This is a genomic window from Streptomyces sp. NPDC042002 (assembly GCF_055588305.1).
This window is the reverse complement of sequence record NZ_JBVJCT010000064.1, coordinates 1-26,170: the sequence shown is the minus strand read 5'-3', so window position 1 is coordinate 26,170 and position 26,170 is coordinate 1. Positions and strand designations below refer to the sequence as shown.

15 protein-coding genes, 1 tRNA gene and 1 riboswitch are annotated in these 26,170 nt (G+C 72.5%); of the genes, 7 read left to right on the top strand and 9 right to left on the bottom strand.

Features of this window, described 5'->3' with window-relative positions; all coding sequences use genetic code 11:
- Positions 1 to 321: 321 nt before the first annotated feature.
- Positions 322 to 870, bottom strand: a complete 549-nt coding sequence (locus ACZ6KY_RS41025; RefSeq protein ID WP_469315350.1) for a MarR family winged helix-turn-helix transcriptional regulator — start codon at positions 868 to 870, stop codon at positions 322 to 324.
- Between the two features lie 184 nt (positions 871 to 1,054).
- On the opposite strand from ACZ6KY_RS41025, the gene ACZ6KY_RS41020 reads away from it, so the two are divergent.
- Positions 1,055 to 2,329 (top strand): MFS transporter, encoded by a 1,275-nt coding sequence (locus tag ACZ6KY_RS41020; protein ID WP_469315349.1) that lies wholly within the window; start codon positions 1,055 to 1,057, stop codon positions 2,327 to 2,329.
- Between the two features lie 60 nt (positions 2,330 to 2,389).
- Here the strand turns inward: ACZ6KY_RS41020 and ACZ6KY_RS41015 are convergent, their stop codons facing one another.
- On the bottom strand, positions 2,390 to 4,057 hold the full coding sequence (locus ACZ6KY_RS41015; RefSeq protein WP_469315348.1) for an ATP-binding SpoIIE family protein phosphatase: 1,668 nt from the start codon (positions 4,055 to 4,057) through the stop codon (positions 2,390 to 2,392).
- A 130-nt stretch (positions 4,058 to 4,187) separates the two neighbouring features.
- Positions 4,188 to 5,549: an NAD(P)/FAD-dependent oxidoreductase gene (locus ACZ6KY_RS41010; protein ID WP_469315347.1), complete on the bottom strand. Its 1,362-nt coding sequence runs from the start codon at positions 5,547 to 5,549 to the stop codon at positions 4,188 to 4,190.
- A gap of 376 nt (positions 5,550 to 5,925) precedes the next feature.
- Between ACZ6KY_RS41010 and ACZ6KY_RS41005 the strand changes: the two genes are divergently transcribed.
- Positions 5,926 to 6,705, top strand: coding sequence for a TetR/AcrR family transcriptional regulator (locus ACZ6KY_RS41005; RefSeq protein WP_469315346.1), 780 nt, complete (start codon positions 5,926 to 5,928; stop codon positions 6,703 to 6,705).
- Between the two features lie 361 nt (positions 6,706 to 7,066).
- Positions 7,067 to 9,112, top strand: a complete 2,046-nt coding sequence (locus ACZ6KY_RS41000; RefSeq protein WP_469315345.1) for a sigma-70 family RNA polymerase sigma factor — start codon at positions 7,067 to 7,069, stop codon at positions 9,110 to 9,112.
- A 3-nt stretch (positions 9,113 to 9,115) separates the two neighbouring features.
- On the opposite strand, the gene ACZ6KY_RS40995 is transcribed toward ACZ6KY_RS41000, so the two are convergent.
- Both ACZ6KY_RS40995 and ACZ6KY_RS40990 read right to left on the bottom strand, forming a co-directional pair.
- Positions 9,116 to 12,862 (bottom strand): AfsR/SARP family transcriptional regulator, encoded by a 3,747-nt coding sequence (locus ACZ6KY_RS40995; protein WP_469315344.1) that lies wholly within the window; start codon positions 12,860 to 12,862, stop codon positions 9,116 to 9,118.
- 339 nt (positions 12,863 to 13,201) lie between these two features.
- Positions 13,202 to 15,295 (bottom strand): asparagine synthase-related protein, encoded by a 2,094-nt coding sequence (locus tag ACZ6KY_RS40990; RefSeq protein WP_469315343.1) that lies wholly within the window; start codon positions 15,293 to 15,295, stop codon positions 13,202 to 13,204.
- Positions 15,296 to 16,352: 1,057 nt separating this feature from the next.
- Here ACZ6KY_RS40990 and ACZ6KY_RS40985 point away from each other — a divergent pair.
- From ACZ6KY_RS40985 to ACZ6KY_RS40970, 4 genes are all read left to right on the top strand, one after another.
- Positions 16,353 to 17,774 carry an MFS transporter gene (locus ACZ6KY_RS40985; RefSeq protein ID WP_261708707.1) on the top strand — a complete coding sequence of 474 codons (1,422 nt, stop codon included), beginning with the start codon at positions 16,353 to 16,355 and terminating at the stop codon, positions 17,772 to 17,774.
- Positions 17,775 to 17,941: 167 nt separating this feature from the next.
- Positions 17,942 to 19,147, top strand: coding sequence for an L-2-hydroxyglutarate oxidase (gene lhgO, locus ACZ6KY_RS40980; protein WP_469315342.1), 1,206 nt, complete (start codon positions 17,942 to 17,944; stop codon positions 19,145 to 19,147).
- 267 nt (positions 19,148 to 19,414) lie between these two features.
- Positions 19,415 to 20,251 (top strand): tRNA (guanosine(46)-N7)-methyltransferase TrmB, encoded by an 837-nt coding sequence (gene trmB / locus ACZ6KY_RS40975; RefSeq protein WP_469315341.1) that lies wholly within the window; start codon positions 19,415 to 19,417, stop codon positions 20,249 to 20,251.
- An 86-nt stretch (positions 20,252 to 20,337) separates the two neighbouring features.
- Positions 20,338 to 21,684 carry a PrsW family intramembrane metalloprotease gene (locus ACZ6KY_RS40970; RefSeq protein WP_469315340.1) on the top strand — a complete coding sequence of 449 codons (1,347 nt, stop codon included), beginning with the start codon at positions 20,338 to 20,340 and terminating at the stop codon, positions 21,682 to 21,684.
- Between the two features lie 147 nt (positions 21,685 to 21,831).
- Here the strand turns inward: ACZ6KY_RS40970 and ACZ6KY_RS40965 are convergent, their stop codons facing one another.
- The 4 genes from ACZ6KY_RS40965 to ACZ6KY_RS40950 all read right to left on the bottom strand — a co-directional run bounded on the left by ACZ6KY_RS40965 (position 21,832) and on the right by ACZ6KY_RS40950 (position 25,843).
- Positions 21,832 to 22,776 carry an aldo/keto reductase gene (locus ACZ6KY_RS40965; protein WP_469315339.1) on the bottom strand — a complete coding sequence of 315 codons (945 nt, stop codon included), beginning with the start codon at positions 22,774 to 22,776 and terminating at the stop codon, positions 21,832 to 21,834.
- A gap of 147 nt (positions 22,777 to 22,923) precedes the next feature.
- On the bottom strand, positions 22,924 to 23,937 hold the full coding sequence (locus tag ACZ6KY_RS40960) for a M23 family metallopeptidase (protein ID WP_469315338.1): 1,014 nt from the start codon (positions 23,935 to 23,937) through the stop codon (positions 22,924 to 22,926).
- 11 nt (positions 23,938 to 23,948) lie between these two features.
- A riboswitch (cyclic di-AMP (ydaO/yuaA leader) is annotated at positions 23,949 to 24,106 on the bottom strand.
- Between the two features lie 305 nt (positions 24,107 to 24,411).
- Positions 24,412 to 25,602: a PP2C family protein-serine/threonine phosphatase gene (locus tag ACZ6KY_RS40955; protein WP_469315337.1), complete on the bottom strand. Its 1,191-nt coding sequence runs from the start codon at positions 25,600 to 25,602 to the stop codon at positions 24,412 to 24,414.
- 167 nt (positions 25,603 to 25,769) lie between these two features.
- Positions 25,770 to 25,843, bottom strand: a tRNA-Met gene (locus tag ACZ6KY_RS40950).
- Positions 25,844 to 26,170 lie beyond the last annotated feature (327 nt).

The following is a 26,170-nucleotide window of genomic DNA, read 5'->3' as shown; positions in this document are numbered from 1 at the left end:
TTTCCCTTTCCGGCGAGTCCGACTCTATCAGATCCTTTCGGGCCTGACTCCCAGTCAGCGGGGCTTGTCTTCCCGGCTGTTGGGCCGTTCCGACGTCTCAAACTTTAGCGGATCTTCCCGGCAGTTCCTAATCGGACCGCCGTACCCAAATCGAATTGAATTCGGGCACGCCGAATTCGCCCCGGCTGGGAGATCGTGCTGGTGGTTTGAATGCCGCATCAAGCGGCGGAGGTGTCGTCGCAGAACCGTTCCGGTCCCGTGGCAACTCGAAGAACCTTACGGATCCGCCAGGGCAGTGTCAACCTCCCCTGTCAAGATCTTTTAATCCAGGTCGGTGAGCCGTCCGCCCGCGTCCGGCTGGGCGTCCTCCACCCGCCGCAGCAGGCGGGTCAGGACCTCGCCCAGGACACCCCGGTCCTCGGCGGAGAGGTCCTGGAGCAGGTCCTCCTCGAAGACCGTGGCGAGGCGCATCGCCTCCAGCCACTTCTCGCGGCCCTCGTCCGTCAGCTCGACGATGACGCGCACGCGGTTCGACTCGTCGCGCTCCCGGGTGACCAGCCCCTCCGCGACCATGCGGTCGATGCGGTGGGTCATGGCGGCCGGGGTGAGGCCGAGGCGCTTCGCGAGCTCGCTCGGGCCGAGGCGGTACGGGGCGCCGGCGAGGACCAGCGCCTTCAGGACCTCCCACTCGGCGTTGCTGATGCCGAGTGCGGCGGTCTGACGGCCGTAGGCGACGTTCATCCGCCGGTTGAGGCGGGACAGCGCCGAGACGATCTTCTCGACCTGGGGGTCGAGGTCCTGGAACTCGCGCTGGTATGCGGCGATCTGTTCTTCGAGTGTCGGCTCACTGACGCCGGGGGTGTCGCCCATGGCCCGAGTATCGCATGAGACCACTTGGTGTCGAAGTCCTTCAAGGTGTAGAGTTCAAGTTCTAACTTTAGCTTCGAAGTCTTCAGGCCTACATCCATGCGTAGGGAACGTGTCACGGACACGGGGCCCGGCGGGGGCGGCCGGCACGGCTTCACGACCAAGGCAGGTGAAAGTGACCAGGGCGATGGGCGCAGCGATGCGCCGGATCCACGTGGGCAACGCGCTCGGCGCGTTCGGGCTCGGCTTTACCGTCCCCTTCCTCTACGTCTATGTGGCGCAGGTGCGGGGACTCGGCTCCATGACGGCGGGCGTCGTGCTCGCCGTCTTCGCCGTGGCCGCTCTCGTCGTGCTGCCGTTCGCCGGGCGGGCGATCGTCCGGCGGGGTCCGCTGCCGGTTCTGCTCGCCGCCCTGGTCACCGCGGCGCTCGGTGCGCTGAGTCTCGGGCTGGCGAACAGCGCGACGACCGTGGTGCTGTCGGCGGCGGCGCTCGGTGCCGGCCAGGCCGTGATGCAGCCGTCGCTCGCGACGATGATCGTGGACTGCTCCTCGGCGGACACCCGCTCGCGCGCCTTCGCGACACAGTTCTTCCTACAGAACCTGGGCCTCGGCGTCGGCGGTCTCATCGGCGGTCACATCGTCGACCCGGACCGGGCGAGCTCGTTCACGCTGCTGTTCGCGATCGAGGCGGCGATGTTCCTGGTGCTGGTCGTGATCATGGCGACCGTACGGATGCCGCACGCGCCGCGGATCGGGGAGGGCGCGCCGCAGGCCAGGGGCGGCAGCTGGAAGCAGCTCCTCGGCAACCGGGCCATGGTGCAGCTCTCCGTGCTGGGCTTCGTGCTGTTCTTCGCCTGCTACGGACAGTTCGAGTCGGGTCTTTCCGCGTACGGCGTCGAGGCGGCCGGGATCTCCACGTCCGCGCTGGGTACGGCGATGGCGGCGAACACCGCGATGATCGTGGTCGCGCAGTTCGCGGTGCTGAAGTTCGTCGAGCGCCGCAAGCGGTCCAGGGTGATCGCCGCGGTCGGGCTCATCTGGGCGGTCGCCTGGGTGGCGGCCGGGTACGCGGGCCTCGGGCACGGCAGCCGGACCATGGCCACGGCGGCCTTCGTCTCGACGTACGCGCTCTTCGGGCTCGGTGAGGCGATGCTGTCGCCGACGGTGGCTCCGCTGGTCGCCGATCTGGCGCCGACGGGCATGGCGGGTCAGTACAACTCCGCCTTCGCCCTGGTGAAGCAGCTCGCGCTGGCGATCGGCCCGGCGGTGGGCGGCCCGATGGGGGCCTCGCTGCACGGCCCGTACATCGTGACGTTCCTGCTCTTCTCGCTCGGCATCACCGTCCTGGCCGTGCGGCTCGGGCGGCAGCTCACCCCCGTACAGAATCAGCCGTCGCTCGCGAGGAGCCGGGTGGTCGCGCAGGGCGGGGCTCCGGCGGAACCGGTACCGGCGACCGCCTGACGGACGTACGACGGCCGCCATCACGTGACGACGTGTTGGCGGCCGTTTCCATGTGCGGACTCAGCTCCCCGCGCGCGGGAGGGCGAACTCGCACCACACCGCCTTGCCGCCGCCCGGTGTGCGGCGGGAGCCCCAGTTCGAGGCGATGGTGGCCACGATCGCGATGCCACGGCCCGCCTCGTCGCCGGGCTCCGCAACGCGGCGGCGCGGGAGGTGGTCGTCGCCGTCGGTGACCTCGATGATCAGACGGCGGTCGGTGCGGCGGAGCCGGAGCCGCATCGGCGGGGTGCCGTGCTGGAGGGAGTTGGCGACGAGCTCGCTGGCCGCCAGGACGCCGAGGTCGTGCAGTTCGGCGGGGAAGCGCCAGCTGGCCAGCACGCCGGAGGCGAAGGCACGCGCGCGTGGGGCCGCTTCCATGCCGCCGAGCAGTTCCAGGGCCGCGTTGCGGAAGAGCTCGCCGTCGGGGCCCGTGCGGGAAGGGTGCTGGACGACCAGGACGGCGACGTCGTCGTCGTGGTCGGCGGTGACGCCGGCCGCGCGGACCAGGCGGTCGCAGACCACCTGGGGGGTGCCCGTGGCGCCCGCGAGGGCGCGCTCCAGGGAGGCGATGCCCTCGTCGAGGTCCTCGTCGCGGCGCTCGACCAGACCGTCCGTGTAGAGGACGGCGGTGGAGCCGGGGCCGAGCGGCACCGAGCCCGAGGCGTGCAGCCAGCCGCCGGTGCCGAGCGGTGGCCCGGTCGGCTCGTCGGCGCGGTGGATGACGCCGTTCTCGTCGCGGACCAGGATGGGCAGGTGGCCGGCGGAGGCGTACACCAGCCGGCCCTCGTTCGGGTCGTGGATGGCGTACACGCACGTGGCGATCTGGTTGGCGTCGATCTCGGTGGCGAGGCCGTCGAGGAGCTGAAGGACCTCGTGCGGCGGCAGGTCGAGACGGGCGTACGCGCGGACGGCGGTGCGCAGCTGGCCCATGACGGCCGCCGCGCGGACCCCGCGGCCCATGACGTCGCCGATGACGAGCGCGGTCCGGCCGCCGCCGAGCGTGATGACGTCGTACCAGTCGCCGCCGACCGCCGCCTCCGTGCCGCCCGGCAGGTAGGTGGCGGCGACGCGCAGGTCGTCGGGTTCCTCCAACTCCTGCGGGAGCAGGGAGCGCTGGAGGGTGACGGCGGTCTCGCGCTGGCCGCGCTCGCTGGCGCGCAGCCGCTCGGCGGCCTCGGCGTGGTCGGTGACGTCGGTGGCGAAGACGAGCACGCCGCGGCCGTCGACCTCCGGAGAGGTGTCGACGGGGGTGCAGGTGAACGTGTAGGAGCGGCCGGTCGACATCTTGCGGGACTTGACGGTGCGGGGCTTGGCGCTGCGCAGGACCTGGTCGAGGAGCGGCAGCAGGCCGAGTTCGTCCAGCTCGGGCAGTACCTCGCGCGCGGGCCCGCCGACGGGGCGGGCGCCGAACGCGGCCGTGTACGCGTCGTTGACGTAGGAGACGCGGTGCTCGGGGCCGTGCACGAGGGCGACGAGCGCGGGGACGCGGTCGAGGACCGCGCGCACCGGGAGTTCGTCGACGGCGAGCCCGGGAGGGGCGTCGTCGGTCAGCTGCTCGACGCGGGCCGCCGGCACGGAGCCTTCCCCGCGCCGGTCCGGGGCGGCCGTGTGCACGGCCGTGTGCTCGGTCCGCGCTGCGGCGCGGCGCTGCGTTCCGGGGAGCCGGGCGCTCCAGCGCGTGAAGTTCACAGTGGGGAAAGCCTCGTGTTAGAAGGGCGAGCGGTTCACCCGCCCAAAGTCGTGGACCTGTCTGGCAGTCTGACCGACCGGGCCGACATCCGTCAGACGCCGTCCCTGCCGGTGGAGTTCCTCGGTCCGGTCAGGACGACCCCTTCGGGTCGGTCGGAGGCTTTCCCCCGGCCGCCAGTTCGAACTCCGCACGGGGGTGTTCGAGCGAACCGAGGGACACGATCTCCCGCTTGAAGAGTCCCGCCAGGGTCCATTCGGCGAGCACACGGGCCTTGCGGTTGAAGGTCGGCACCCTGCTGAGGTGGTAGACGCGGTGCATGAACCAGGCAGGATAGCCCCTCAGCTTGCGCCCGTAGACGTGTGCGACTCCCTTGTGGAGTCCGAGGGAGGCGACCGAGCCGACGTACTTGTGGGAGTACGTCTCCAGGGGCTCGCCGCGCAGGGTGTGCGCGAGGTTGTCGCCGAGGACCTTCGCCTGGCGCACGGCGTGCTGGGCGTTGGGCGCGGTCTCCTTGCCGGGCTCCGCGGTCACGTCGGGGACGGCCGCGGCGTCTCCGGCGGCCCACGCGTGCGTGGCGCCGTCGACGGCGAGCTGGGGAGTGCACTTGAGCCGGCCGCGCTCGTTCAGGGGGAGGTCGGTCGCGGCGAGGATCGGGTGCGGTTTCACGCCGGCCGTCCACACGACGGTGCGCGTCGGGAAGCGCGCGCCGTCACTGAGGACGGCGACCCGGTCCGCGCAGCTGTTGAGGCGGGTCTCCAGGCGTACCTCGATGTTGCGCCGGCGCAGCTGGGTGACCGTGTACCGGCCCATCTCCTCGCCGACCTCGGGCAGGATGCGGTCCGAGGCCTCGACGAGGATCCATTTCATGTCCTCGGGCTTGAGGTTGTGGTAGTACCGCGCGGCGTAGCGGGCCATGTCCTCCAGCTCGCCGAGCGCCTCGACGCCGGCGTAACCGCCCCCTACGAAGACGAAGGTCAGGGCCGCGTCACGGATCGCCGGGTCGCGGGTGGAGGAGGCGATGTCCATCTGCTCGATGACGTGGTTGCGCAGGCCGATGGCCTCTTCGACCGTCTTGAAGCCGATGGCGTACTCGGCGAGCCCGGGGATCGGCAGGGCGCGCGAGATCGAGCCGGGGGCGAGCACGAGTTGGTCGTACGTGATCCGCTCCGCGCCCGCGCCCTCCTCCTCGGTGGCGAGCGTGCTGAGCGTGGCGGTGCGTTTGGCGTGGTCGATCGACTGGACCTCGCCGATGACGATCCGGCACCGGTCGAGGACCCGGCGCAGCGGAACGACCACGTGGCGCGGGGAGATCGAGCCCGCGGCGGCCTCGGGAAGGAACGGCTGATACGTCATATATGGGTCGGGCGAGACGACCGTGATCTCGACCTCGCCCCGCTTCAGTTCGGGCTTCAGCTTCCGCTGGAGGCGCAGAGCGGTGTACATCCCGACGTAGCCACCGCCGACAATGAGAATGCGCGCACGTTCCTTCACCGTCCCATGACGCACCCCGCTCCGGAGTTTGTCCACAGTCTCGACAATTTGTGTGACCGGTCGCCGACAACGTGCGGAGTTGGCCGATTTGCCGGAGTCCAGGGAAAAAGCGCAGGTCAGGGTGAGTGAGGGGGGTACGCGGAGGGGGTGCAACCGGGACGTACCCGGCCCGTACTCCGATCGGGGGGCGCTCTGTGCGGAACCTGCCCCTTCTGAATTGACCCCCGCTCAACTATGTTCGTGTGTCGACGGGGTGTAGGGGGATGCGCTCGGCGAGTCCGTACGACGGGCTCGCGCACAAGGTGTTCCGCACGCTCCGGTCTGTCGATGGCGGGGAGTGTCTCCGGGGGGAGACGTCATTACCGGGGGAACGCTTATGCACATTCAGGACTCTCATTGGTCTTCCGCGTCGGCCATCGCACCTGGTGGTGCGATCGGCGCGGCGACGAGCGGCAACGGCCGCGGTCCGGTGGACGGATCGCGCACGACGCCGCTGCGTGTGGACGCACAGCGCAATCTGGAACATGTACTGCGCGCGGCGCGCGAGGTCTTCGGCGAGCTGGGGTACGGCGCGCCGATGGAGGACGTCGCCCGACGCGCGAGGGTCGGTGTCGGCACGGTGTACCGGCGCTTCCCGAGCAAGGACGTCCTGGTGCGCCGGATAGCCGAGGAGGAGACCTCCCGGCTGACCGACCAGGCCCGCTCCGCGCTCGGCCAGGAGGACGAGCCGTGGTCGGCGCTCTCGCGCTTCCTGCGGACGTCGGTGGCCTCGGGCGCCGGACGGCTGCTGCCGCCGCAGGTGCTGCGGGTCGGCGTCGCGGAGGACGGGCCCGAGGCGGACGAGGCACGGGTGCCGCAGCAGCGGTCCCAGCTCGCGCCCGAGTTGCGGCTCGTCGAACAGCGGCCCGTTCCCGAGGACGAGCCGGTGATCGCCGAGGTGGACGACGCCGGCGCGGCGGCGCTGCTCGAAGTGGTCGGCCAACTGGTCGACCGGGCGCGCGCGGCGGGCGAGTTGCGCGCCGATGTCACCGTGGCGGACGTCCTGCTGGTCATCGCGACGGCGGCGCCCTCGCTGCCGGACGCGGCGCAGCAGGCGGCGGCCTCGGCCCGGCTCCTCGACATCCTGCTGGAGGGCCTGCGCTCGCGTCCGGCGTGAACCGGACGACCCGAACCGGGCCGGAATTTTCCGAGTACGCGCATGTTCCACGTACGTGGATGCTCCGAGTACATGGGTGCTCCCGGGCGCGAGTGCGAGTCACTCGCGCCCGGGAGCCTCGCTCGTTCATGCCGCCGTGTGCCCCCGCCGTCATGGCCTCAGCCCAGTGCGGAGCGGCAACTTCCGCGCCTACGGCGCCTGTTGACCGTTGACCATTCCCCGAACGGGTGACAGTTAGTACTGCCGAGCGATAAGTCCCCTCGGACGAGTGGTTGGTCCGTACGAAGAGGCTCCGATCAGGGAGCCTGTGGCACTCTGTCCCGGTATTCGGGTCCGAGTGGGCAGGCGGGGGCTTTCCGCGATGAGCGTTGACGGGCGGGACGAGCCACTCGGTGGCGTCGACGGCGGCACGGAAACCGGCGGCTCACCGTCGCAGCAGGTGCCGAGCCAGGGCGGCCCGCACGGTGGAAACCCGCACGGCGGAAGCCGGCTCGGCGGAGGCCCTGACAGCGGAATCCGGCACGGCGGGGAACCTGACAGCGGAATCCCCGGCGGTGACGCGGCCGACGCCAGTGTGCCTTCGCAGCGGGACCGATGGGACCGGTGGGAGGGCAGCGTTCTGCCGCCTCCGCCGGACCCGGCGCCCCAGGTGGACCTGCCGCCGCCCGACGCCGGTCTGATCGAGCGGATGCGCGCGGGCGACGACACGGCGTACGAGGAGCTGTACCGGCGGCACGCCGATGCCGTCCGCCGCTACGCGCGCACCTGCTGCCGCGACTCGCACACCGCCGACGACCTCACGGCCGAGGTGTTCGCCCGCATGCTCCAGGCCGTACGCGGCGGCAGCGGCCCCGAGCACGCCGTGCGCCCGTATCTCCTCACCACCGTCCGCCGGGTCGCCGCGAACTGGACGAAGACGGCCAAACGCGAGCAACTGGTCGACGACTTCGCGGTGTTCGCCGCACAGGCCGTCCGCGGATCCGAGGTCTCCGACGACGACACCCTCGACCTCGGCGCGGACGTACGCGCGATGCACGAGGCCGAGCAGTCCATGGCCATGCGGGCCTTCCGCTCGCTGCCGGAGCGCTGGCAGGCCGTCCTGTGGCACACCGAGGTCGAGGACGAGTCCCCGAGCGAGGTCGCCACGCTCTTCGGTCTCGACGCGAACGGCACCCGCGTGCTCGCCAGCCGCGCCCGTGAGGGCCTCAGACAGGCATACCTCCAGGCGCACGTCAGCACCACGCTCACGATGGACGAGGAGTGCGCCCGTTACGCCGACCGGCTCGGCGCCTACGCCCGCGGCGGCCTGCGCACGCGAGCCGAACGGGGGCTGCGCAAGCACCTGGAGGAGTGCGCCAGGTGCCGCCTGGCCGCGGGCCAGATCAAGGAAGTGGCCGGCGGGATCCCCGCGGTCGTGCCGGTCGCGGTCATCGGCTGGTTCGGTGCCGCCGGATACGCGAAGGCCGTCGCGCTCATCGCGGGTGGCGCCGGAGCGGGCGCGGCCGGAGTTGCGGGCGCGGCGGCCACGGCGGGCGGCGGCTCGGGCGGCGCGAGCGCCGGAGGCGGCGCCGCGCTCGCCGAGGGGATCGGCGCGCCGGTCAAAGCCGGTATCGCGGCGGGTGTCGTCGCGGTGGCCGCGGCGGCGGTGGCGCTCGCCCTGGTCGGCAACGACAGCCCCGCCCGGCGGCCCGAGGCCGGACCGGCCGCCTCACCCGCCGTCGAAGCACCGTTGCCGTCACCGGCTCCGCCCAGGCGATCCCCCGCGCCGAATCCACCGGCGTTGGCTCACGCGCCGGCACCCACCCCGCCCCCCGAGCCGGGGCCCAGGCCCACCCCGAAGCCGGCCCCCAAGGCGCCCCCGGCCCCGAGCCCACCCCCCACACCGACCCCGGCTCCCACTCCGCTGCCGAAGCCCACCCCGACGAAGGCCGGCCCGACGCCCACCCCGGTCCCGACGCCTCCCCCGCCCGCCACCGTCGTCTACCGGTGGAGCGAGCTGGAGTACGACGTCGCCGGCGACCACACCAAGCCGGAGATGCGGCTGCGCGAGAGCAGCTGGGTCTGGCGGCGCGACGGACTGAGGATCGCGGACATCCGGTACGCGCACGGCGTGACCGTCCACGGCCGTTCCTCCGTCACCATCGACCTCAACCGCGATTGCAGCTCGTACGACGCGATGGCCGGGGTCGACGACCTGATGCTGGGCCTGGGCGAGGTGCGGTTCTCCGTCTACGCCGACGGGTCCCCTGTGTGGCGGTCTCCGCTGATCGAGGGCGGCGACCGGGCGGTCCCCGTCCATGTGAACCTCACCGGCCACCGGACGATCCGGCTCGTCGTCGAACCCCGCAGCCCGTTCGACTCGGCGTCGCTGGGGGACTGGGCGGAGTCGAAGTTCCTGTGCCGTTGACGCCTACTCGGCGGCGTACTCCTCAAGGGCTTCGGTCAGGTCGCCCAGAGCCTCTTCCTGGGTGTAGGCGGAGCCCCGGACGCGCTCGGACTCGTAGCGGTCGGGGCCGAGCGCCGCGAGGGCCGCGGCCGCGGCGCGCCGGACATCGTCGCCCTCACGGACGGGACGCAGATCCCCTCCGCGCCAGCGGGTGCCCGCGGCCAGCAGTCGGGTCGCCGCCGGGTGGGCGTCCACCTCGGTGAGGAGGCAGGCCGCGGCCTCGACGAGACCCGACGCCACCACGTCGGCGCACCGCCCGTCCATCGCGTGCCGCAGAGCGGCGTTCAGCTTCCGCAGGCCCCGCACGGGGCCGGACTCGGTGGCCGTGACCATGGCGTCGAACCAGTCCAGCGCCGCCGTGAACTGCGGCGGCGGGGTGCCCCGGAGACTCTCCTCACGCGCCTTCTCGCACAGTTCGCGGGCGAGGGCGACCTCCCCGTCGTCCAGGGCAACTTGGGCCCGCAGCAGATGGACGAACGCCCGGGAATCCATCACCCCGTAGAGGTCGGCGGCGGCGCTCGCCTCGTCCAGGGTGGCCATGGCCACGGACCGATCACCCGCGCGGAGGGCGATCTCGGCCAGCCGCGCCATGAGGAACGGCGTCTCCGCGTACGCCCCCACCTCGTAGGCGAGCCGCAGCGCCTCCTCGTACTCGCCCTTCGCCTCGTCGAACCGGCTGCGCGCCATCGCCGCCTCACCGGCCGCGCTGCACACCTGGGCCCGCATCCAGCGGTCCCCCACCCGCCTGCTGAGCACGCGCAGTTCCGCCAGGTCCTCGTCCACCCCGGGCATACCGCCCGGCGCGTCGACGACCATGTGCGTACGGAACATCAGGGCGACGCCGATCTCCCATTCGCCGCCGTACTCACGGCAGTTGGCGACCGTCTTGTCCATCGCGGGCCCTATGTCCTCCGGGTTGCCCAGGAAGTGCGCGGTCAGCGGCCAGACGATCCCCGGCATGCGCGCCGCGTCCGGACCGCCCTTCTCGAAGACGGCCCGCACCCGCCCCGCGTACTCCCGCAACCGCTCGTCCCTCCACTCGTCCAGCGGGACGACGTCCACCTTCATGAACAGGTGGAGCATGCGCAGCCGCATCCGCATGGCGCGCAGCGGGTGCCGCTCGTCACGCTCGGGATGATCAAGGAAGACGCCGATCGGATCGGTGCCTTCGAGCTCGGGAAAGAGACCGGCACCAGCGGCGGACACCGCACCGGCGGCGGTCTCCGCGTCGACAGCGGTCGACGCTCCACCGCCCGCGCCATGAAGCCCACGGCCACCGCCGCCGCCAGCGTCGCCGCCACTGCTACGGCCACCGCTGCCACCGTCACTGCCACCACGGCTACCACTGCCGATTCCGCTATGACTGCCGTTGCCGCCACGGCTGCCGCTGCCGTTGTCACCGCCGGTCGTCGCCGTGCGGTCGCCGGCCGAGTCGTCGAGCAACGCGCCCAGCCTCACGACGAGTTCCGTCCACTCGGCGCCCTCGCGACGGAAGTTGCGCAGCCACCAGAACCAGCCCATGTCGAGGACCAGGGCACCCGCCTCTTCCTCGTCATGGGCGGCGAGCGCTCGGTGGAGGGCCGCCCGGATGTTGTCGAGCTCGGTCTCCAGGCGGCGGATCCAGGGGAGTTGACCGGCCGAGCGCAGCTGGGGCTCGGCCTCCTCCGTCAGGGCGCGCACCCACGCGCGGTGGCGCCGCTCGGCGGCGGCGCGCAGCTCGGGAACCTCGGCGGCGCGCTCGGTGGCGTACTCGTGGATGGTCTCCAGCATGCGATAGCGCATCCCGGCACCCACACGGTTACCGGCACCGTCCTTGAGGCTCCCCGCGCCCCCGGCGCCACCACCTTCCCCGCTGCCCTCGCTCCGACCGCCGTCCTCTCCGCCGTGCCCGCCACGCCCGCCGTGTTCGCGGTACCCGTGGCCATATCCGTCGCCGCCCGCTCCAGCCGTACCGTCCGGGGCAGCCGTACCGTCCCAGCCGTCCGGGGTGGCGACGAGCAGGGACTTGTCGACGAGCGCGCCGACGAGGTCGGCCGCGGGGCCGGTGCACACGGCCTCCGCGGCCGCCAGGTCCCAGCCACCCGCGAACACGGACGCCTCGCGCAGCACGGTCCGCTCCCGCTCGTCGAGCAGATCCCAGGACCAGTCGACGACGGCCCGCAGGGTCTGCTGGCGGGGCAGCACCGTACGGCTTCCGGAGGTGAGCAGCCGGAAGCGGTCGTCGAGCCGGTCGGCGATCTGCCGCGGGGTGAGCATCCGCAACCGGGCGGCGGCCAGCTCGATGGCCAGGGGCAGGCCGTCGAGCCGTCGGCAGATCTCGTCCACGGCGGCCCGGTCGTGGAGCGCGGTGCCGGCGTCGGGGCGCACGACGGAGGCCCGCTCCGTGAAGAGGCGGTGGGCGGAATCGGGCAGGAGCGGTTCGACCGGGCGCACCAACTCGCCGGGTACGCCGAGGGGTTCACGACTGGTGGCGAGGATCGTGAGCCCCGGGCAGCGGGTCAGCAGTGTCTCGGCGAGTTCGGCCGCCGCGTCGATCACGTGCTCGCAGTTGTCAAGGATCAGGAGCTGGCTGCGCGGGGCGCAGTACTCGACGAGCAGGGCGACCGGGTCGCCCTGCGGAACCGCCATCTCGTTGGTGATCAGCGCGGTTTCGCGCAGACCGAGGGCACTCACCACCGCGCCCGGGACCGCCTCGGGCCGGTCGAGCGGGGCCAGCTCGACCAGCCACGCCTGCGGAAGCCCGGCGGCGGCTTCCTCGGCGAGGCGGGTCTTTCCCGAACCGCCCGGTCCGGTCAGCGTGACCAGGCGGGCCCTCCGCACATCCGAACGGATGGCCCCGAGCTCGCGTTCCCGCCCGACGAAAGAGTTCAAACGGGGACGAATGTTCCCGGTCCGCTGAGCGCGGGAGGGATCCCCGGAACCGAGACCGGCGGCCGGCCCGGACGACACGGCACCGCCCGGGCCCGATGCCGGCTCCTGTGGTTCGCGGGCATCCGGCGGGTCCAGCAACGCGGCGTGCAGGGCGCGGAGTTCCGGCCCTGGATCCGTCCCGAGACCGTCCGTCAGCCCGCGGCGCACGTCCTCGTACGCGGCCAGCGCGTCGGCACGGCGGCCGGTCTCGCGCAGGGCGCGGATGAGCAGGACGTGCAGCGCCTCGTCGTACGGGTGGGCCGTCGTCAGCTCCTTCAGCTCCGGTACGACGTCGGAGGCGCGGCCGAGTCGCAGGTCCGCCTCGACGCGGCTGCGGGTCGCCTCCAGGCGCAGGGCCTCCGGGCGGGTCGCGGCGGTGCGGTCGGAGAGGTCCGCGAGGGCGGGGCCGCGCCACAGGGCGAGGGCTTCGCGCAGTCGGGCGGCGGCGGTACGGGGGTCGTCATGGCCGAGCGCGGTCCTGCCCTCCGTGACGAGCCGCTCGAACACGAACAGGTCCACGTCGTCCTTGGCGGCCCGGAGCCGGTAGCCGCCGGCCTCCGAGGTGACCGCGTCCTTGCCGATGGTCCGGCGGAGGCGGCCCACCAGGGCCTGCAACGCGGCCGGGGCGTCCTGGGGAGGGTCGTCCGTCCACACCTCGTCGATCAGGGTGTCCGGGGTGATCGTGCGGGCGGGGTGGCAGGCCAGGGCCGTGAGCAGCGCGCGTACCCGGGGGCCGCCCACCGTGACCAGGGCCCCCCGGTCGTCCTCCACCTGGGCAACCCCCAGAATCCTGTACCGCACGCCCCCATTCTCACCGCCTCGCCCCGGCGAGAACACCGCGTTTGCCAGGCGAGCCCGCCACGACCGCCCTCACCCTCCCGAGTCCCCCGCGCCCCGGCCCAGCCACAACCCTGTTTTCGCCCCCTCCGCCCCTGCCCTTCCCACCCCTGGGGGTGCGCCCCAGACCCCGCTCCTCAAACGCCGGAGAGGCTGAATCCTGCCCCCGCGGCCAAAACGCGCGGGGGAGGTGGGCTGCGCCCAAGCCAGGACGCACCCGCAGGGGTCCTCCGGCGGAAGGGGCCGTGCCGCAACGCACCCGGCCCCGGCGGACGGCATCCGATGGCCGGACGCCCGAAGGGCTCAGCCCCGTTGAGCCCCCGCCCCCAACGCCCTCCCCTGCGGAACGATCCCCGCGGGAACGGCCCGCTGTCGCGCGGGGGTGCCCGTCCAGCACGTCCCGCGTCGGGCCAGCAACCGCCGCAGCCACAGTTCGAGCGAGACGAGATCGGCCAGCCCGTCGAGAGGCAGCGGCGCCCCCTCCGCGGCCGCGCGCAGCGCCTTGCGGACGACGCGCGCCTCGACCAGCCCCGCCTGCGCGAGCAGCGGTGTGTCGAACAGGGAGACCAGGGAATCGGCCGCCACCCGCAACCCCGTACGGGCCGCCGCCGCGGAGGACGCGTGGGACGGAGCCCCCCACCCGGGGGGCAGATCGGCCACCCCGGCCCCCTCCAGAACCGTACGCAGAATCGCCGCCCGCGCCCCCGGCTGCACCCGCAGCGCCTCCGGCAGCGCCCGGCACGCCCGGACGACCTGGTTGTCCAGGAACGGCGTGTGCAGCCGCTGGAAGCGGATCTCGGCGGCCTGCTCCAGGACGCGTACGTCCGCCGCGTGGCGGGCCAGCGCGGCACGCGCGCGGAAGTCCCCCGGCCGCTGCCCGGGACCGACGTTCGGCCGCCCCCCGCCCGCTTGGAGGCGAACCGATACTTCAGCCAGCGCCTCCCCGGTCAGCCAGCGTGCCGCGGGCCCGGGTCTGGCCCAGCTGAGCGCGGCCAGTGACGCGCCCACCGCGCCTCCGGGGTCCTCGAACCGCCGTTGCAGCAGCTGCTCGGCGAGGACGTCGACCCCGGTGCGGTACGGCGTACGGGCGAGCTTGCGCGCCGCGCCGTACACGCGCGCGGGGACCATCACCGACCCGTCGGCCTTCGTCAACGCGGCGACGGGCCGCACCAGATGGCGCCGCTTGCGGTCCATGAGCAGGTCGGCGAGCCGGGCCGGATGGGCGTCCAGCACCTGTCGCGCGCCGTAGCCCGTGAAGTGGTCCGCGCTGCCGGAGGCGAGCCGCGCGCGGTGGCGGGCCGCCGTCACCAGGGACGGCCCCGGCTCGTCGGTCAGCGGCCCCTCCAGGTCGGCGTAGGGAAGCGTCTCCTCGCCGCCGGTGACGACCACGTGGTGCAGCCGGGGATTCGCGGCCAGCGTCCCGGCCCGCTCCAGCTCGGCCTCGCGCCCCCGCACGGCGAGGTCGTTGAAGGTCACCGCCAGGAGCCGTTCCCCTGCGCCGGTGCCGTGTCCGAGGACCGTGCCGGGCGCTCCGGGAAGGCCGGCGGCGAGCAGCGCGAGGGTCCCCGAGGCGGGCCCTCCGGAGAGGTCGGCTCCGATGCCCGGCACCGGCATCCCGCGCGCGGCGCGCCGCTCGGCGGGTCCCATGCCGGGCACGGGCCCGGGGTCCACGTCGGCGCCCGGTACGTGGCGGGGCGCGGAGAGGCGGGCGCGGACGGCCTCCACGAGGGCGTCCCGTACGGCGTCCACGGCGATCGTGGGATCGGCGGTGGGCGCGGCGACGGCGAGGGAGGCGACGGGCTCGTACCCGGCGATCTCGCGCGCCCCGGCCCGCAGGATGAGGGTGTGTCCCGGCGGAATGCGGCGCACGCCTTCGTACGGGGTGGAGTCGTGCACGGCGGCCGGTACGTCGGGGGCGGCGAGCATGGCGGCCAGGTGCCCGAAGTCGAGGTTGGCCTCGATGAGGTCGGCGAGCGGGAGCGCGGCGGTGGCGTAGGCCGTGCCGCCCGCCCAGGGGGTGTAGAACACGGGCCGCGCGCCGGCGAGATCACCGCAGACGGTCACCCGGCGGCCGACCTGGACGACCGCGGTGTAGCTGCCGGACCAGTTGGTGAGGTGGCGGAGTGCTCCGCCGCGCGCGGCGAACAGTCCGACCCGCAGCTCTTCGTCGGAGGCGCCGCAGGTGCCGAGGACGGCGATGCGGTTCTGCGCGTCGGCCTTCACCACGCGCACCTCGTCGGGGCGCCAGTCGCCGACGGCCCACAGCGGATCCGGATCGCCCCACAGGAGTTGGGAACCCACCGGGTGCACGGTCTCGCCGCTGTTCCCCGTGGCACCCGCCGAACCGATCACGGACGCTCTGGCGATGGTGCTGCTCCACCCCACCAACCATCGCATCGTCGCCTCCACAGGCTGTGGACAACCAGTGCACCGTACGAACTCGGCACCATGCTGCCACGAAGGAGGCGTGTCGGAGGGTTCCTGCGGCGCCTTGCGCTCCCCGAAGTGCGCCCCCGTGCGAACGCCCGCGCCGCCGCGAGGACACCGAGCAACCGGTAAATGCCGTGCGGGCAAAGCCCGTTCAGCGTCCGGCGTGCCTCCGCGCACCCCCGCGGGGAATCCACCCCGAACGGCCGGGAACCACTGCCGAACCGCAGCCGAACCACCGCCGATCCTCCGCCGGACCGCTCCCGAGAGGCCGCCGAACCCTCCTCCGCCCGGCAGTTGACCCGCCATCCGAAGGGGCAGGGCGACCACCGCACCGCCGGCACGCGACCTGGCCCGGCGCGCGACGCGACGGGTACACGACGGGACGGGACGCGGTGCGGTGTGATCCGGGTAGACGTCAACTGGGCCCCGAAACAAGGCGTCCAGCGCCCCGGCGGGAGAACCCGGCGTCCCGGCCCCCCTCGCGACCACCTCTCCCGCACCACCCGACCCCCGACAGGTCGACGCGAATGCGCCCCCGATACGCTCCCTCAGGACGCCCTTCGCGCCCTCAACTGACGTGGTGGGAGCCGTAATTGCCCTCGGGGGCAGCCATCGATTTTCGGCCAAATCGGTGATGGACGGACAAGCGCGGATACGCTCCGTACAGGCCTTGCGCACCGCTTCGGCAACGCACAGTCCGGGAGGCGGAGTTCGCCTCCCGGACCGGTCCGCCGCCCGCGGGGATGTAGGCGGCGGTGTCCCCCAGCCCACTGGATCCAGTACAGCGGGCCGACCCACGCACGTTCCATGGAAGCGCTCCCCCCTGTGGCCGGAGAAGAGCGCACGGACGGGCGCACGGCCACACAACGGGAGCACGCCGCGACAGTCCGTACAGTCGTACGGACCACAATCCCGCCAACCGGACCTACGCCCCTTAACGCTGGGGATCGGGCGAACTACGCTGGGTTTACGAATGCCGCGTGGTTATGCCAGTGCGGCAGCCGTCTGTGTCGAGGGGTGGCGCATGTCCAGGGAGCAACGCGGGCCGAACGAAAAACTCGGCGCCGTTCTCGCCCTCGCGGGAATCAGCAACGCAGGACTCGCGCGTCGCGTCAACGATCTTGGCGCACAACGCGGGTTGACACTTCGCTACGACAAGACGTCGGTGGCGCGCTGGGTGTCGAAAGGCATGGTGCCTCAGGGCGCCGCGCCGCACCTCATCGCGGCCGCCATCGGCCAGAAGCTCGGCCGCCCTGTGCCGCTCCACGAGATCGGCCTGGCCGACGCGGACCCCGCGCCGGAAGTGGGCCTCGCCTTCCCCCGTGACGTCGGGCAGGCGGTGCGGTCGGCGACGGAGCTGTACCGCCTCGACCTCGCCGGGCGCCGGGCCGGCGGCGGCATCTGGCAGTCACTGGCCGGCTCCTTCGCCGTGAGCGCGTACGCGACTCCCGCCTCGCGCTGGCTGATAACCCCGGCCGACAGTTCGGTGGCGCGCGAGGTGAGCCCCGGTGAGAGCTCCGGAGCGCCGCTGAAAGTCGGCCACAGCGATGTGCTGAAGCTCCGCGAGGCGGCCGAGGACGCCCGGCGCTGGGACTCCAAGTACGGGGGCGGTGACTGGCGTTCGTCCATGGTGCCCGAGTGCCTGCGCGTCGAGGCGGCGCCCCTGCTGCTCGGCTCGTACTCCGACGAGGTCGGCAGAGCGCTCTTCGGCGCGTCGGCGGAGCTCACCCGTCTCGCGGGCTGGATGGCCTTCGACACGGGCCAGCAGGAGGCCGCGCAGCGCTACTACATCCAGGCCCTGCGGCTGGCCCGTGCCGCGGCCGACGTGCCTCTCGGGGGCTACGTCCTGGCCTCCATGTCCCTCCAGGCGACCTACCGGGGCTTCGGCGACGAGGGCGTCGACCTCGCCCAGGCCGCCCTGGAGCGCAACCGCGGCCTCGCCACGGCCCGCACCATGAGCTTCTTCCGGCTCGTCGAGGCACGTGCCCACGCGCGCGCGGGTGACGCCCAGGCGGCCGGCACGGCGCTGAAGGCCGCCGAGGGCTGGCTGGAGCGGGCCCGTGACGGCGACCACGACCCGTCCTGGCTCGGCTTCTACTCGTACGACCGCTTCGCCGCCGACGCCGCCGAGTGCTACCGCGACCTCAAGGCGCCGCGTCAGGTACGCCGCTTCACCGAGCAGGCGCTGTCGAAGCCGACGGAGGAGTTCGTGCGGTCGCACGGGCTGCGGCTCGTGGTGTCGGCGGTCGCCGAGCTGGAATCGGGCAATCTGGACGCGGCGTGCGAGCAGGGCGTACGAGCGGTGGAGGTCGCGGGGCGCATCTCCTCCGCGCGCACCACCGAGTACGTGAAGGACCTGCTGCACCGGCTGGAGCCGTACGGCGACGAACCGCGCGTGGTGGAACTGCGGGAGCGGGCGCGTCCGCTGCTGATGGCCCCGGCGTAGAACTGACGGCTCCGGCGTAGAGCTTGCGGCTCCGGCCCGGAGGTGAGGGCTCCGGCCCGGACAGGGCGCCGCGGCCCCGCGGCGCAAAAAAAGCGCGGGGCGCGGTTCTCGGGTTTGAGGGCATTGTCAGTGGCGCAGTGCACTATCGAAGCCGGGAGGTGGTGCGGATGCGGAGCGCGTACGACTGCGATGTGCTGGTGATCGGCGGCGGGATCGTCGGCCTGTCGACGGCGTATGCCATCACGCGCGCGGCGCCGGGCACCCGGGTGACGGTGCTGGAGAAGGAGCAGGGGCCCGCCCGGCATCAGACCGGGCGCAACAGCGGGGTGATCCACAGCGGGATCTACTACCGCCCCGGCTCCCTGAAGGCGCGGTACGCGGTGCGGGGCGCCGCCGAGATGATCAAGTTCTGCGCGGAGTACGACATCGCGCACGCCGTCACCGGCAAGCTGATCGTCGCGACGGAGAAGTCGGAGCTCCCCCGGCTGCACGGCCTGGTGCAGCGCGGCCGGGAGAACGGTATTCCGGTCAAGGAGCTGGGCCCCGCCCAGCTCGCCGAGCACGAGCCCGAGGTCCGCGGCCTCGCCGCCATCCACGTCGGCACCACGGGCGTCTGCGACTTCGTGGCGGTGGCCCGGCGGCTCGCGGAGGCCTCCGGGGCGGAGATCCGGTACGGGGCGGACGTGGTGCGCGCCGACCGCCGCCCCCGTCTCGGTGTCGCCGTGCGCACGGCCGACGGGACGATCGTCCGCGGGCGGGTGCTCGTCAACTGCGCGGGGCTGCACTGCGACGAGACGGCCCGGCTCACGGGGGACGACCCCGGGATGCGGATCGTGCCCTTCCGCGGCGAGTACTACACGCTGGCGCGGCCGGAGCTGGTGCGGGGCCTGGTGTACCCGGTTCCGGACCCCGCGTTCCCGTTCCTCGGCGTCCATCTCACCCGGGGCGTCGACGGCGGTGTCCACATCGGCCCCAACGCGGTGCCCGCGCTCGCCCGGGAGGGGTACGGGTGGGGGGTGATCCGGCCCCGGGAGCTGGGCGCGACCCTGTCCTGGCCGGGTTCCTGGCGGATAGCGCGACGGCACTGGCGCTACGGAGCCGGGGAGCTGCGCAGGTCGGTGTCGAAGGCGGCGTTCACGGAGGCGGTGCGGAGACTGTTGCCCGCGGTGAACCCGGAGGACCTGGTCCCGGCCGACGCCGGGGTCCGCGCCCAGGCGGTCCTGCGGGACGGCACCCTGGTCGACGACTTCCTGATCAAGGAGGGCCCGCGGACCGTGCACGTACTGAACGCGCCGTCCCCCGCGGCCACCGCCTCCCTCCCGATCGGCCGTGAGGTCGCCCGCCGGGCCCTGGCGGCCCTGGCAGCGGCCTGAGCGCCCCACCCGGCGACGACGGGCCGTTCCTGGACCCCGGCGCCGCGAGGGACCTCCCGCCACCGCCGACCCGCCCGCACCGCGACTGGGCACCCGGCACGGCAAGGGCTCACCCGTCATCACGATGAGCCGCCCAACGGCCGCCCGCCCGGCCCGCGACCGCCGGCCACCGTCACGGGCCTCCCGGCGTCGCGAGGGCTGCCCCGGGCCCCCGCCACCACGGAGGGGGCCACCCCGCACCCCGGCGCCCGTAAAATCGACCCCACTGTGTCTGATTTCCTCGACTCCACCGAAGAGACCCGGCCCGCCTCCGCCGAGGACGGCTCGCCGCGTCACCACCGCGCCAAGGGCGAGCCCCGCTTCCCCCACGGTCCTCAGGCGGATCCCGCCGGCTCGCACTTCGAGCGGCGGATCCGGAGTTTCCAGCCGCGGCGGAGCCGGGTGACGACCGGACAGGGTGAGGCGTTGCAGCGGCTGTGGCCCAAGTGGGGTCTGGACATCGACGGACAGCGGACGATCGACCTGGCGGAACTGTTCGGGACGGACAGCCCCGTCGTGCTGGAGATCGGCTTCGGCATGGGTGAGGCCACCGCGCAGATGGCGGCCGATGACCAGAAGACCGGAATCCTCGCCGTGGACGTGCACACACCGGGCCAGGGAAATCTGCTCAACCTGGCCGAGCGGAGCGGCCTGTCCAACGTGCGGGTCGCCAACGGCGACGCGATCATCCTGCTCCGCGAGATGCTCCCGCCCGAGTCCCTGAACGGCCTGCGCGTCTACTTCCCCGACCCCTGGCCCAAGAAGCGGCACCACAAGCGGCGGCTGATCCAGCCGGAGTTCCTGGATCTCGCGGCGACCCGTCTCAAGCCGGGCGCCCTCGTGCACTGCGCGACGGACTGGGAGCCGTACGCCGAGCAGATGCTCGAAGTGCTGAGCGCGCACCCCGACTTCGAGAACACGCGGCCGGACGGCGGTTTCGCGCCCCGTCCGGAGTTCCGGCCCCTCACCCGTTTCGAGGGCCAGGGACTGGACAAGGGTCATGTGGTGAACGACCTCCTCTTCCGGCGCGTACAGCATCGAGACCAGCACACCCCGGGCGACTGACCCGCACACCCTCCCGCGTTTCCGGGAATTCCCGGTGACTCCGGTTGGCGTCGCGGGCCACGCCCTCCCTCGTTAGGGTCAATGCCGTGGCCATCCATCCTCCGTACGCGACACAGCCCGGCGCTCCCGCCGGACCTGCGCCGATACATCCGCACTGGTGGCAGCGCAGATGGGTACGCTACGGAGCGCTGATCACGCTGCTCGCGATGTCGGGTCTGGTGATCCTCGCCCTCGTCCGCGAACAGACCGGTACCGAGGGCTTCCTGGTCGGCCTCGGACTGGCCGTGTTCCCCGTGCCGGTGCTCATAGCCGCGTTCCGATGGCTGGACCGGGTCGAGCCGGGCCCCTGGCGCAACCTGCTCTTCTCCTTCGCCTGGGGCGCCTGCGCCGCCGCGCTCATAGCGATCGTCGCCAACAGTTTCGCGACCCGGTGGATAGCGATGGCGACCGCGGATCCGTCCAGCGCCGACACGCTCGGCGCGACCGTCATAGCGCCCGTCGTCGAGGAGTCGGCGAAGGCGGCGGCCGTCCTGCTGGTCTTCCTGTTCCGCAGACGGGACTTCACCGGGATCGTCGACGGTGTCGTCATCGCCGGGGTCACCGCCACCGGCTTCGCCTTCACCGAGAACATCCTCTACCTCGGCACCGCCTTCGGCACCGACCGGCTCAGCGGGGGGAGCGGGCTCACCTCCGTCACCGCCGCGACCTTCTTCGTCCGCGTGGTGATGTCGCCCTTCGCGCATCCGCTGTTCACCGTGCTGACCGGCATCGGCTTCGGCGTCGCGGCGCTGTCCGCCGAGCGCCAGCATGTGCGGCGGGTGCTGCTGCCGCTCACCGGACTGCTGCTCGCGATGGGTATGCACGCGGTCTGGAACAGCTCGTCGGACTTCGGCGAGTTCGGGTTCTTCGGCGTGTACGCCGCGTTCATGGTGCCCGCGTTCGGGCTGCTGACCTGGCTGGTCGTCTGGACCCGGCAGCGCGAGCTGCGCACCGTGCGCACGGAACTGCCCACGTACACCGCCGCCGGATGGCTGGGCGCGACCGAACCGTGGGCCCTCGGCTCGATGCGGGCACGACGGCTCGCCCGCGAGTACGCCGGCCATCACTTCGGGAAGCCCGCGGCGCGCTCGGTGGCGGAGTACGAGGCGTACGCGACCTCGCTGGCGTTCCTGCGCCACCGGGGGCGCCGGGGCCGTGCGGGCGCCGACTTCGTCGTACGGGAGCGCGAGTTGCTCGACGAGCTGTGGCGCCGCCGGGAGACCGCCCGCCCGGCCCTCGCCTACGCGGCCCGCGCGACGACACCGCTGCCCGTGCCACCACCCTGGCCGGGCCAGGGGTACGGGTACGTCACTCCCCCCGCGCAGCCGTACGGGCCACCGGCGCACGCGCCGGCGCCGGCGCCGTATCCCGCGTACAACCCGTACCGCTCCTAGCGCTCGTACCGCTCGTACCGCTCGTACCGCTCGTACCGCGGAACGGTCCCCGCACCCCCGGAAGACGCGAGCACCGGCGCGCACCACCGGCTGCACGCGGCACTACCGGTCGGCACCGGTGGTACCGCGCCAACGGCTCTTCGGCGCTTACGCCGACGCGTTCGACAACCGTGTCAGTTCCTCGTCCGTCAGCACCAGATCGGCGACTCCCAGCAGCGCCGGGAGCTGCTCCACCGTGCGGGCGGAGGCGATCGGCGCGGCGACGGTCGGCTGTGCGGCCAGCCAGGCGAGGGCGACCGTCGGGACCGCGACGCCGTGGGCCCCGGCGATCTCGTCGAGGGCCGCGAGGACCTTCGGCCCGCGTTCCGTGTCGAGGTGCTTGGCCGCGCCCGCTGCCCGGGGCGAGTCGACCGTCGTTCCGGGGCGGTACTTGCCGGTGAGGAATCCGGAGGCGAGCCCGAAGTACGGGACGGCGGCCAGACCGGCCCGGGAGGCGATGTCCCGCAGAGGCCCCTCGTAGGTGTCGCGCGAGACCAGGTTGTACTGCGGCTGGAGCGCGACATACCGCGCGAGACCCTCGCGGTCGGAGAACTCCAGGGACTCCTGGAGCCGCTCCGGCGAGATGTTGGAGGCGGCGATGTGCCGCACCTTGCCGGCCTTCACCAGCTCGTCGAGGGCGCCGATGATCTCGTCGACCGGCACCTCCGGCTTGTCGAAGTGCGTGTAGTAGAGGTCGATGTGGTCGGTGCCCAGGCGGCGCAGCGACGCGTCGGCCGCGGCCTTGATGTTGGCGCCGGACAGCCCCGGGTACGCGGGGTGCTGGCTGACCTTGGTGGCGACGACGATGTCCGCGCGGTTGCCACGGCTCTTCAGCCACTTGCCGATGATGGTCTCGGACTCGCCGCCCTCGTTGCCCTCGATCCACGCCGAGTAGGAGTCGGCCGTGTCGAGGAAGTTGCCGCCGGCGGCCGCGTAGGCGTCGAGCACGGCGAAGGACCGGGTCTCGTCGGCCGTCCAGCCGAAGACGTTGCCGCCGAGGGAGAGCGGGAAGACCTCGAGGTCGGACGAACCGAGCTTGCGAAGAGAAGTCATGTACGGGATCAACACCCCTCCCGGACGCAGGTATTCCGCACTCGTCCCGGACGGGGCCGGTGCGGCGCACCAGGGCCGACCGCACCTGCCTGACCGGCGGCCCTGACGTCGGGGGGGGTGACGTCAGGACCGCCGGAGATCAGGGGATCAGGGGTTGAGGCCCTTGCTCTGCAGCCACGGCATCGGGTCGATGGGGGTGGCTGCGCCGCCGGGGTGCACTTCGAGGTGCAGGTGCGGCCCGGTGACGTTGCCCGTCGCGCCCACGCGCCCGATGACTTCACCCGTGGCGACCTTCTGGCCCACGCTGACGCTGATCGACGACTGGTGGCAGAACCAGAGTTCCGTACCGTCGTCGAGGGTGAGGACCGTGCGGTAGCCGTACGAGCCCGCCCAGCCGGCCTGGGTGATGGTGCCGTTGTGGATCGCCTTGATGAGCGTGCCGGTCGGCGCCGCGAAGTCGAGTCCCGTGTGGTAGCCGGAGGACCACAGGGCACCGGCCTCACCGAAGCGGGAGGTCAGGGTGTACGACGAGGTCGGCAGCGTGTAGCTCTTGGCGAGCTGGGCGAGGCGCTCGGTCTCGGCCTTCGCCTTGGCCGCCTCCTCCGCCTTCTTCTTCGCCGCGTCGGTCTTGGCCTCGGCCACGTCCGCGTTCTTCTTCACGGCGGCGGTCAGGGCGGCCTGCTGCGTGGTGCTGTCGGCGTGGGCCTGCTGCGACTGGGCCTGCTGCATGATGCGGGCGCGCAGCGCCTCGCCGGCGTCCGTGGCGCCCTGGGCCGTGTCGGCGCTGGTCAGGCCGACGCTGGTGAGCGGAGTCGTGGAGCCCTTGGGGGTGCTGGATCCGCCGTGCGATATCAGGGCCTCGGCGGAGTGGGTGACCGACGACAGGTCGGGCAGCGAGATCGAGACGGGCGCGTTGCCCGGCGCGGCGCTGGCGATACCGCCCCCGCCGACGGCGGCTATGACACCGACGCCGAGAACCGTGGAGCTGCGGGCGAGTCCTCCGCCGCGCTGCTTGCCCGTGCGGTGCCGGCCGCGGACCGGGGGAACGGAATCCTCGGTGGGGTTCCACTCCTCCCAGGGTCCCTCGTCCTTGCCATAGCCGAAGGTATGCGTGTCATTCGGCGTGAACGAGGTTGGCTGAGCGGGCCGGTTGGACGCCACGTGGGCGCACTCCTTTCCTTCCTTGCCGCCTACCGGGTTAGCTGACGGGTTCGGAGCAGGAAGGTCTCCTACGCGCGTACGGCCACCGTGTTTCCACAGCGGAATACGCTCGATTCACCCCAAGTTGATGGTTCCCCGGTTCCCTCGCGGGATTCGGCGCGTGCGCACGGAGCCACCTCTTGTGACGGCTGTAACGGCCGCGCTGCGTTATCGAACGTTAATAGATTCAGGCACCGAATTCCAAGCTGTTCGGACTGATCATTAACGGCTTCTGGCCAGGACTTTGGGGTCATGAGCGATGAAAAACGGGCGAGTTGGCCAAACCTCGTCGACACGGATTCGCTTGACGGTACATCAGTTGCCATGCGGAGGGACACTGTCCGATCACCGCTCGTGACCATGCCCGAAAAGGCCGTGCGCGTTGTGCGCGAAAGGCTTCCCTGACCGCGCGGAAATCACGTCACCGAGCACGCGTCAAAAGCGCCGGACGGCGAGCAGCGCCATGTCGTCCGTCAAAGCACCGCCGGTATGCCGGCGGACAGCCTCGGAGAGGGCGACCAGCAGCGCGTCGGGACCGGAAAAGACCTGTCCGGCCAGCCACGCGGCCGGATCGTAGAACGTCCCGCGCGCATCGCGGGCCTCGGACAGCCCGTCCGTGTACAGAAGCAGCATCGACCCGCGCGGGAAGCGGTCCTCGACCGCCCGGTCGGGCCAGGTTCCCAGCTCGCCCATCCCGAGCGGCAGCGCGAAGGGCTCGGCGGCGAGGGTGACGAGCGTGCCGTCGGGATGCAGGAGCAGGGGCGGCGGATGGCCTCGGTTGACGATGCGGACGACGTCCTCGTCGTGCGGGATCTCCACGAGGACGGCGGTGGTGAACTCCTCGAACGCGTCAGGGCTCTCGTGCAGGGTGCCCGGGCGCGTCAGCGCCCGCTCCAGGCGCCGGGCGACCCCCTCCAGGGTCGCCTCCTGCTCCGCGGCCTCCCGGAACGCGCCGACCACCACGGCGACGGCGGCCACGGCGGTCATCCCCTTCCCCCGTACGTCCCCGACGACGAGCCGCACGCCGTACGGGGAGTCCTGCACCGCGTACAGGTCCCCGCCGATGAACGCGTCCTCCTGCGCCGCCTCGTACCGGGCCGCGACATCGAGGCCGTCGATCCGCGCCGCAGGCTCGGGCAGCACGGCGCGCTGCGCGAACTCGGCGATCTCCCGGACGGAGGCGAGCCGTTCGTCGCCGCGCCGGACCAGGATGTTGATGAGGACGGCGAGGACGGCGGCCGTCGCCACGGTGGCCGTTTCGGTGACCGCGTCGACATGCAGGACGATGCCGAGCACGCAGTGGACCACGAGCACCGCGGCGACGGCGAGGACGCCGGTGAGAACCGTGCCGCGCAGCGAGTAGAGGGGCGCGGCGACCAGGGGCGCGGCCGTGAAGAAGGGGGCCGCGGTGTAGTCCCCCGGGGTGAAGTAGTCGTAGAAGATCCCGGCGACGACGAGCAGCGCGGGCAGGGTCCTGACGAAGGCGCGCGCGACGGAGATCCTGCGGGGAACCGCTGCCGCCGGACCGGGCAGTGCGGCACTCCCGAGCCCGCGGGCACCGGGCGACCGCCCGTCCGCCCGGTCAGGGAGTTCTCCGGCTCGCTGCTCACCTCCTGGCTGCCCCACCCGTCCAGAAGACCCGGAGCGCGGGCGGCGGGCGACCGGTGTGGCCCGACCGGGGGACGGCGCCGATCGCCCGGAGGGACCGGGGGATATCCGGCCCGGAGAACCGGGCCGGGGGAAACACCAAGGGCCGGAACTCGTGAATCCGAGTTCCGGCCCTTGGCCTTGAGTAGCGGGGACAGGATTTGAACCTGCGACCTCTGGGTTATGAGCCCAGCGAGCTACCGAGCTGCTCCACCCCGCGTCGTTAAGACCAGTGTACGCCATCCGCGGGACCCGAAGCACACGCGTTTAATCGCGCCCCTTCAGCGGCGTCGGCGGGCCCCTGCTTCACCTGGCGCGTACGGCATCCGGGGGTGCCGTACGGGGCCCGGCCCCGGCCTGGTCCGCCGCCTAATAGGACTCCGTTAGGTCTTTCGGTCGAGGCTGATCACGAGCATGTTGGATGTGTGGACGCACATGAAGTGAACCGTGTCCGGGCGATGTTGGCGTTGTATGTGGCTGATGTGTTCGCGTCGGTGCCGCGGAAGGACCAGCGGGCCAAGGGCGACTGCTATCTGCGCGGACTGAT

What these genes read in the sequence shown, in the direction of transcription:
- ACZ6KY_RS41000 (WP_469315345.1), top strand. Translation starts at nt 7,067, where the DNA reads ATGAGCGTTGACGGGCGGGACGAGCCACTCGGTGGCGTCGACGGCGGC.
- ACZ6KY_RS41020 (WP_469315349.1), top strand. Translation starts at nt 1,055, where the DNA reads ATGGGCGCAGCGATGCGCCGGATCCACGTGGGCAACGCGCTCGGCGCG.
- ACZ6KY_RS40990 (WP_469315343.1), bottom strand. Translation starts at nt 15,295, where the DNA reads ATGCGATGGTTGGTGGGGTGGAGCAGCACCATCGCCAGAGCGTCCGTG.
- ACZ6KY_RS41025 (WP_469315350.1), bottom strand. Translation starts at nt 870, where the DNA reads ATGGGCGACACCCCCGGCGTCAGTGAGCCGACACTCGAAGAACAGATC.
- ACZ6KY_RS40985 (WP_261708707.1), top strand. Translation starts at nt 16,353, where the DNA reads ATGTCCAGGGAGCAACGCGGGCCGAACGAAAAACTCGGCGCCGTTCTC.
- lhgO (WP_469315342.1), top strand. Translation starts at nt 17,942, where the DNA reads ATGCGGAGCGCGTACGACTGCGATGTGCTGGTGATCGGCGGCGGGATC.
- ACZ6KY_RS40965 (WP_469315339.1), bottom strand. Translation starts at nt 22,776, where the DNA reads ATGACTTCTCTTCGCAAGCTCGGTTCGTCCGACCTCGAGGTCTTCCCG.
- ACZ6KY_RS41005 (WP_469315346.1), top strand. Translation starts at nt 5,926, where the DNA reads ATGCACATTCAGGACTCTCATTGGTCTTCCGCGTCGGCCATCGCACCT.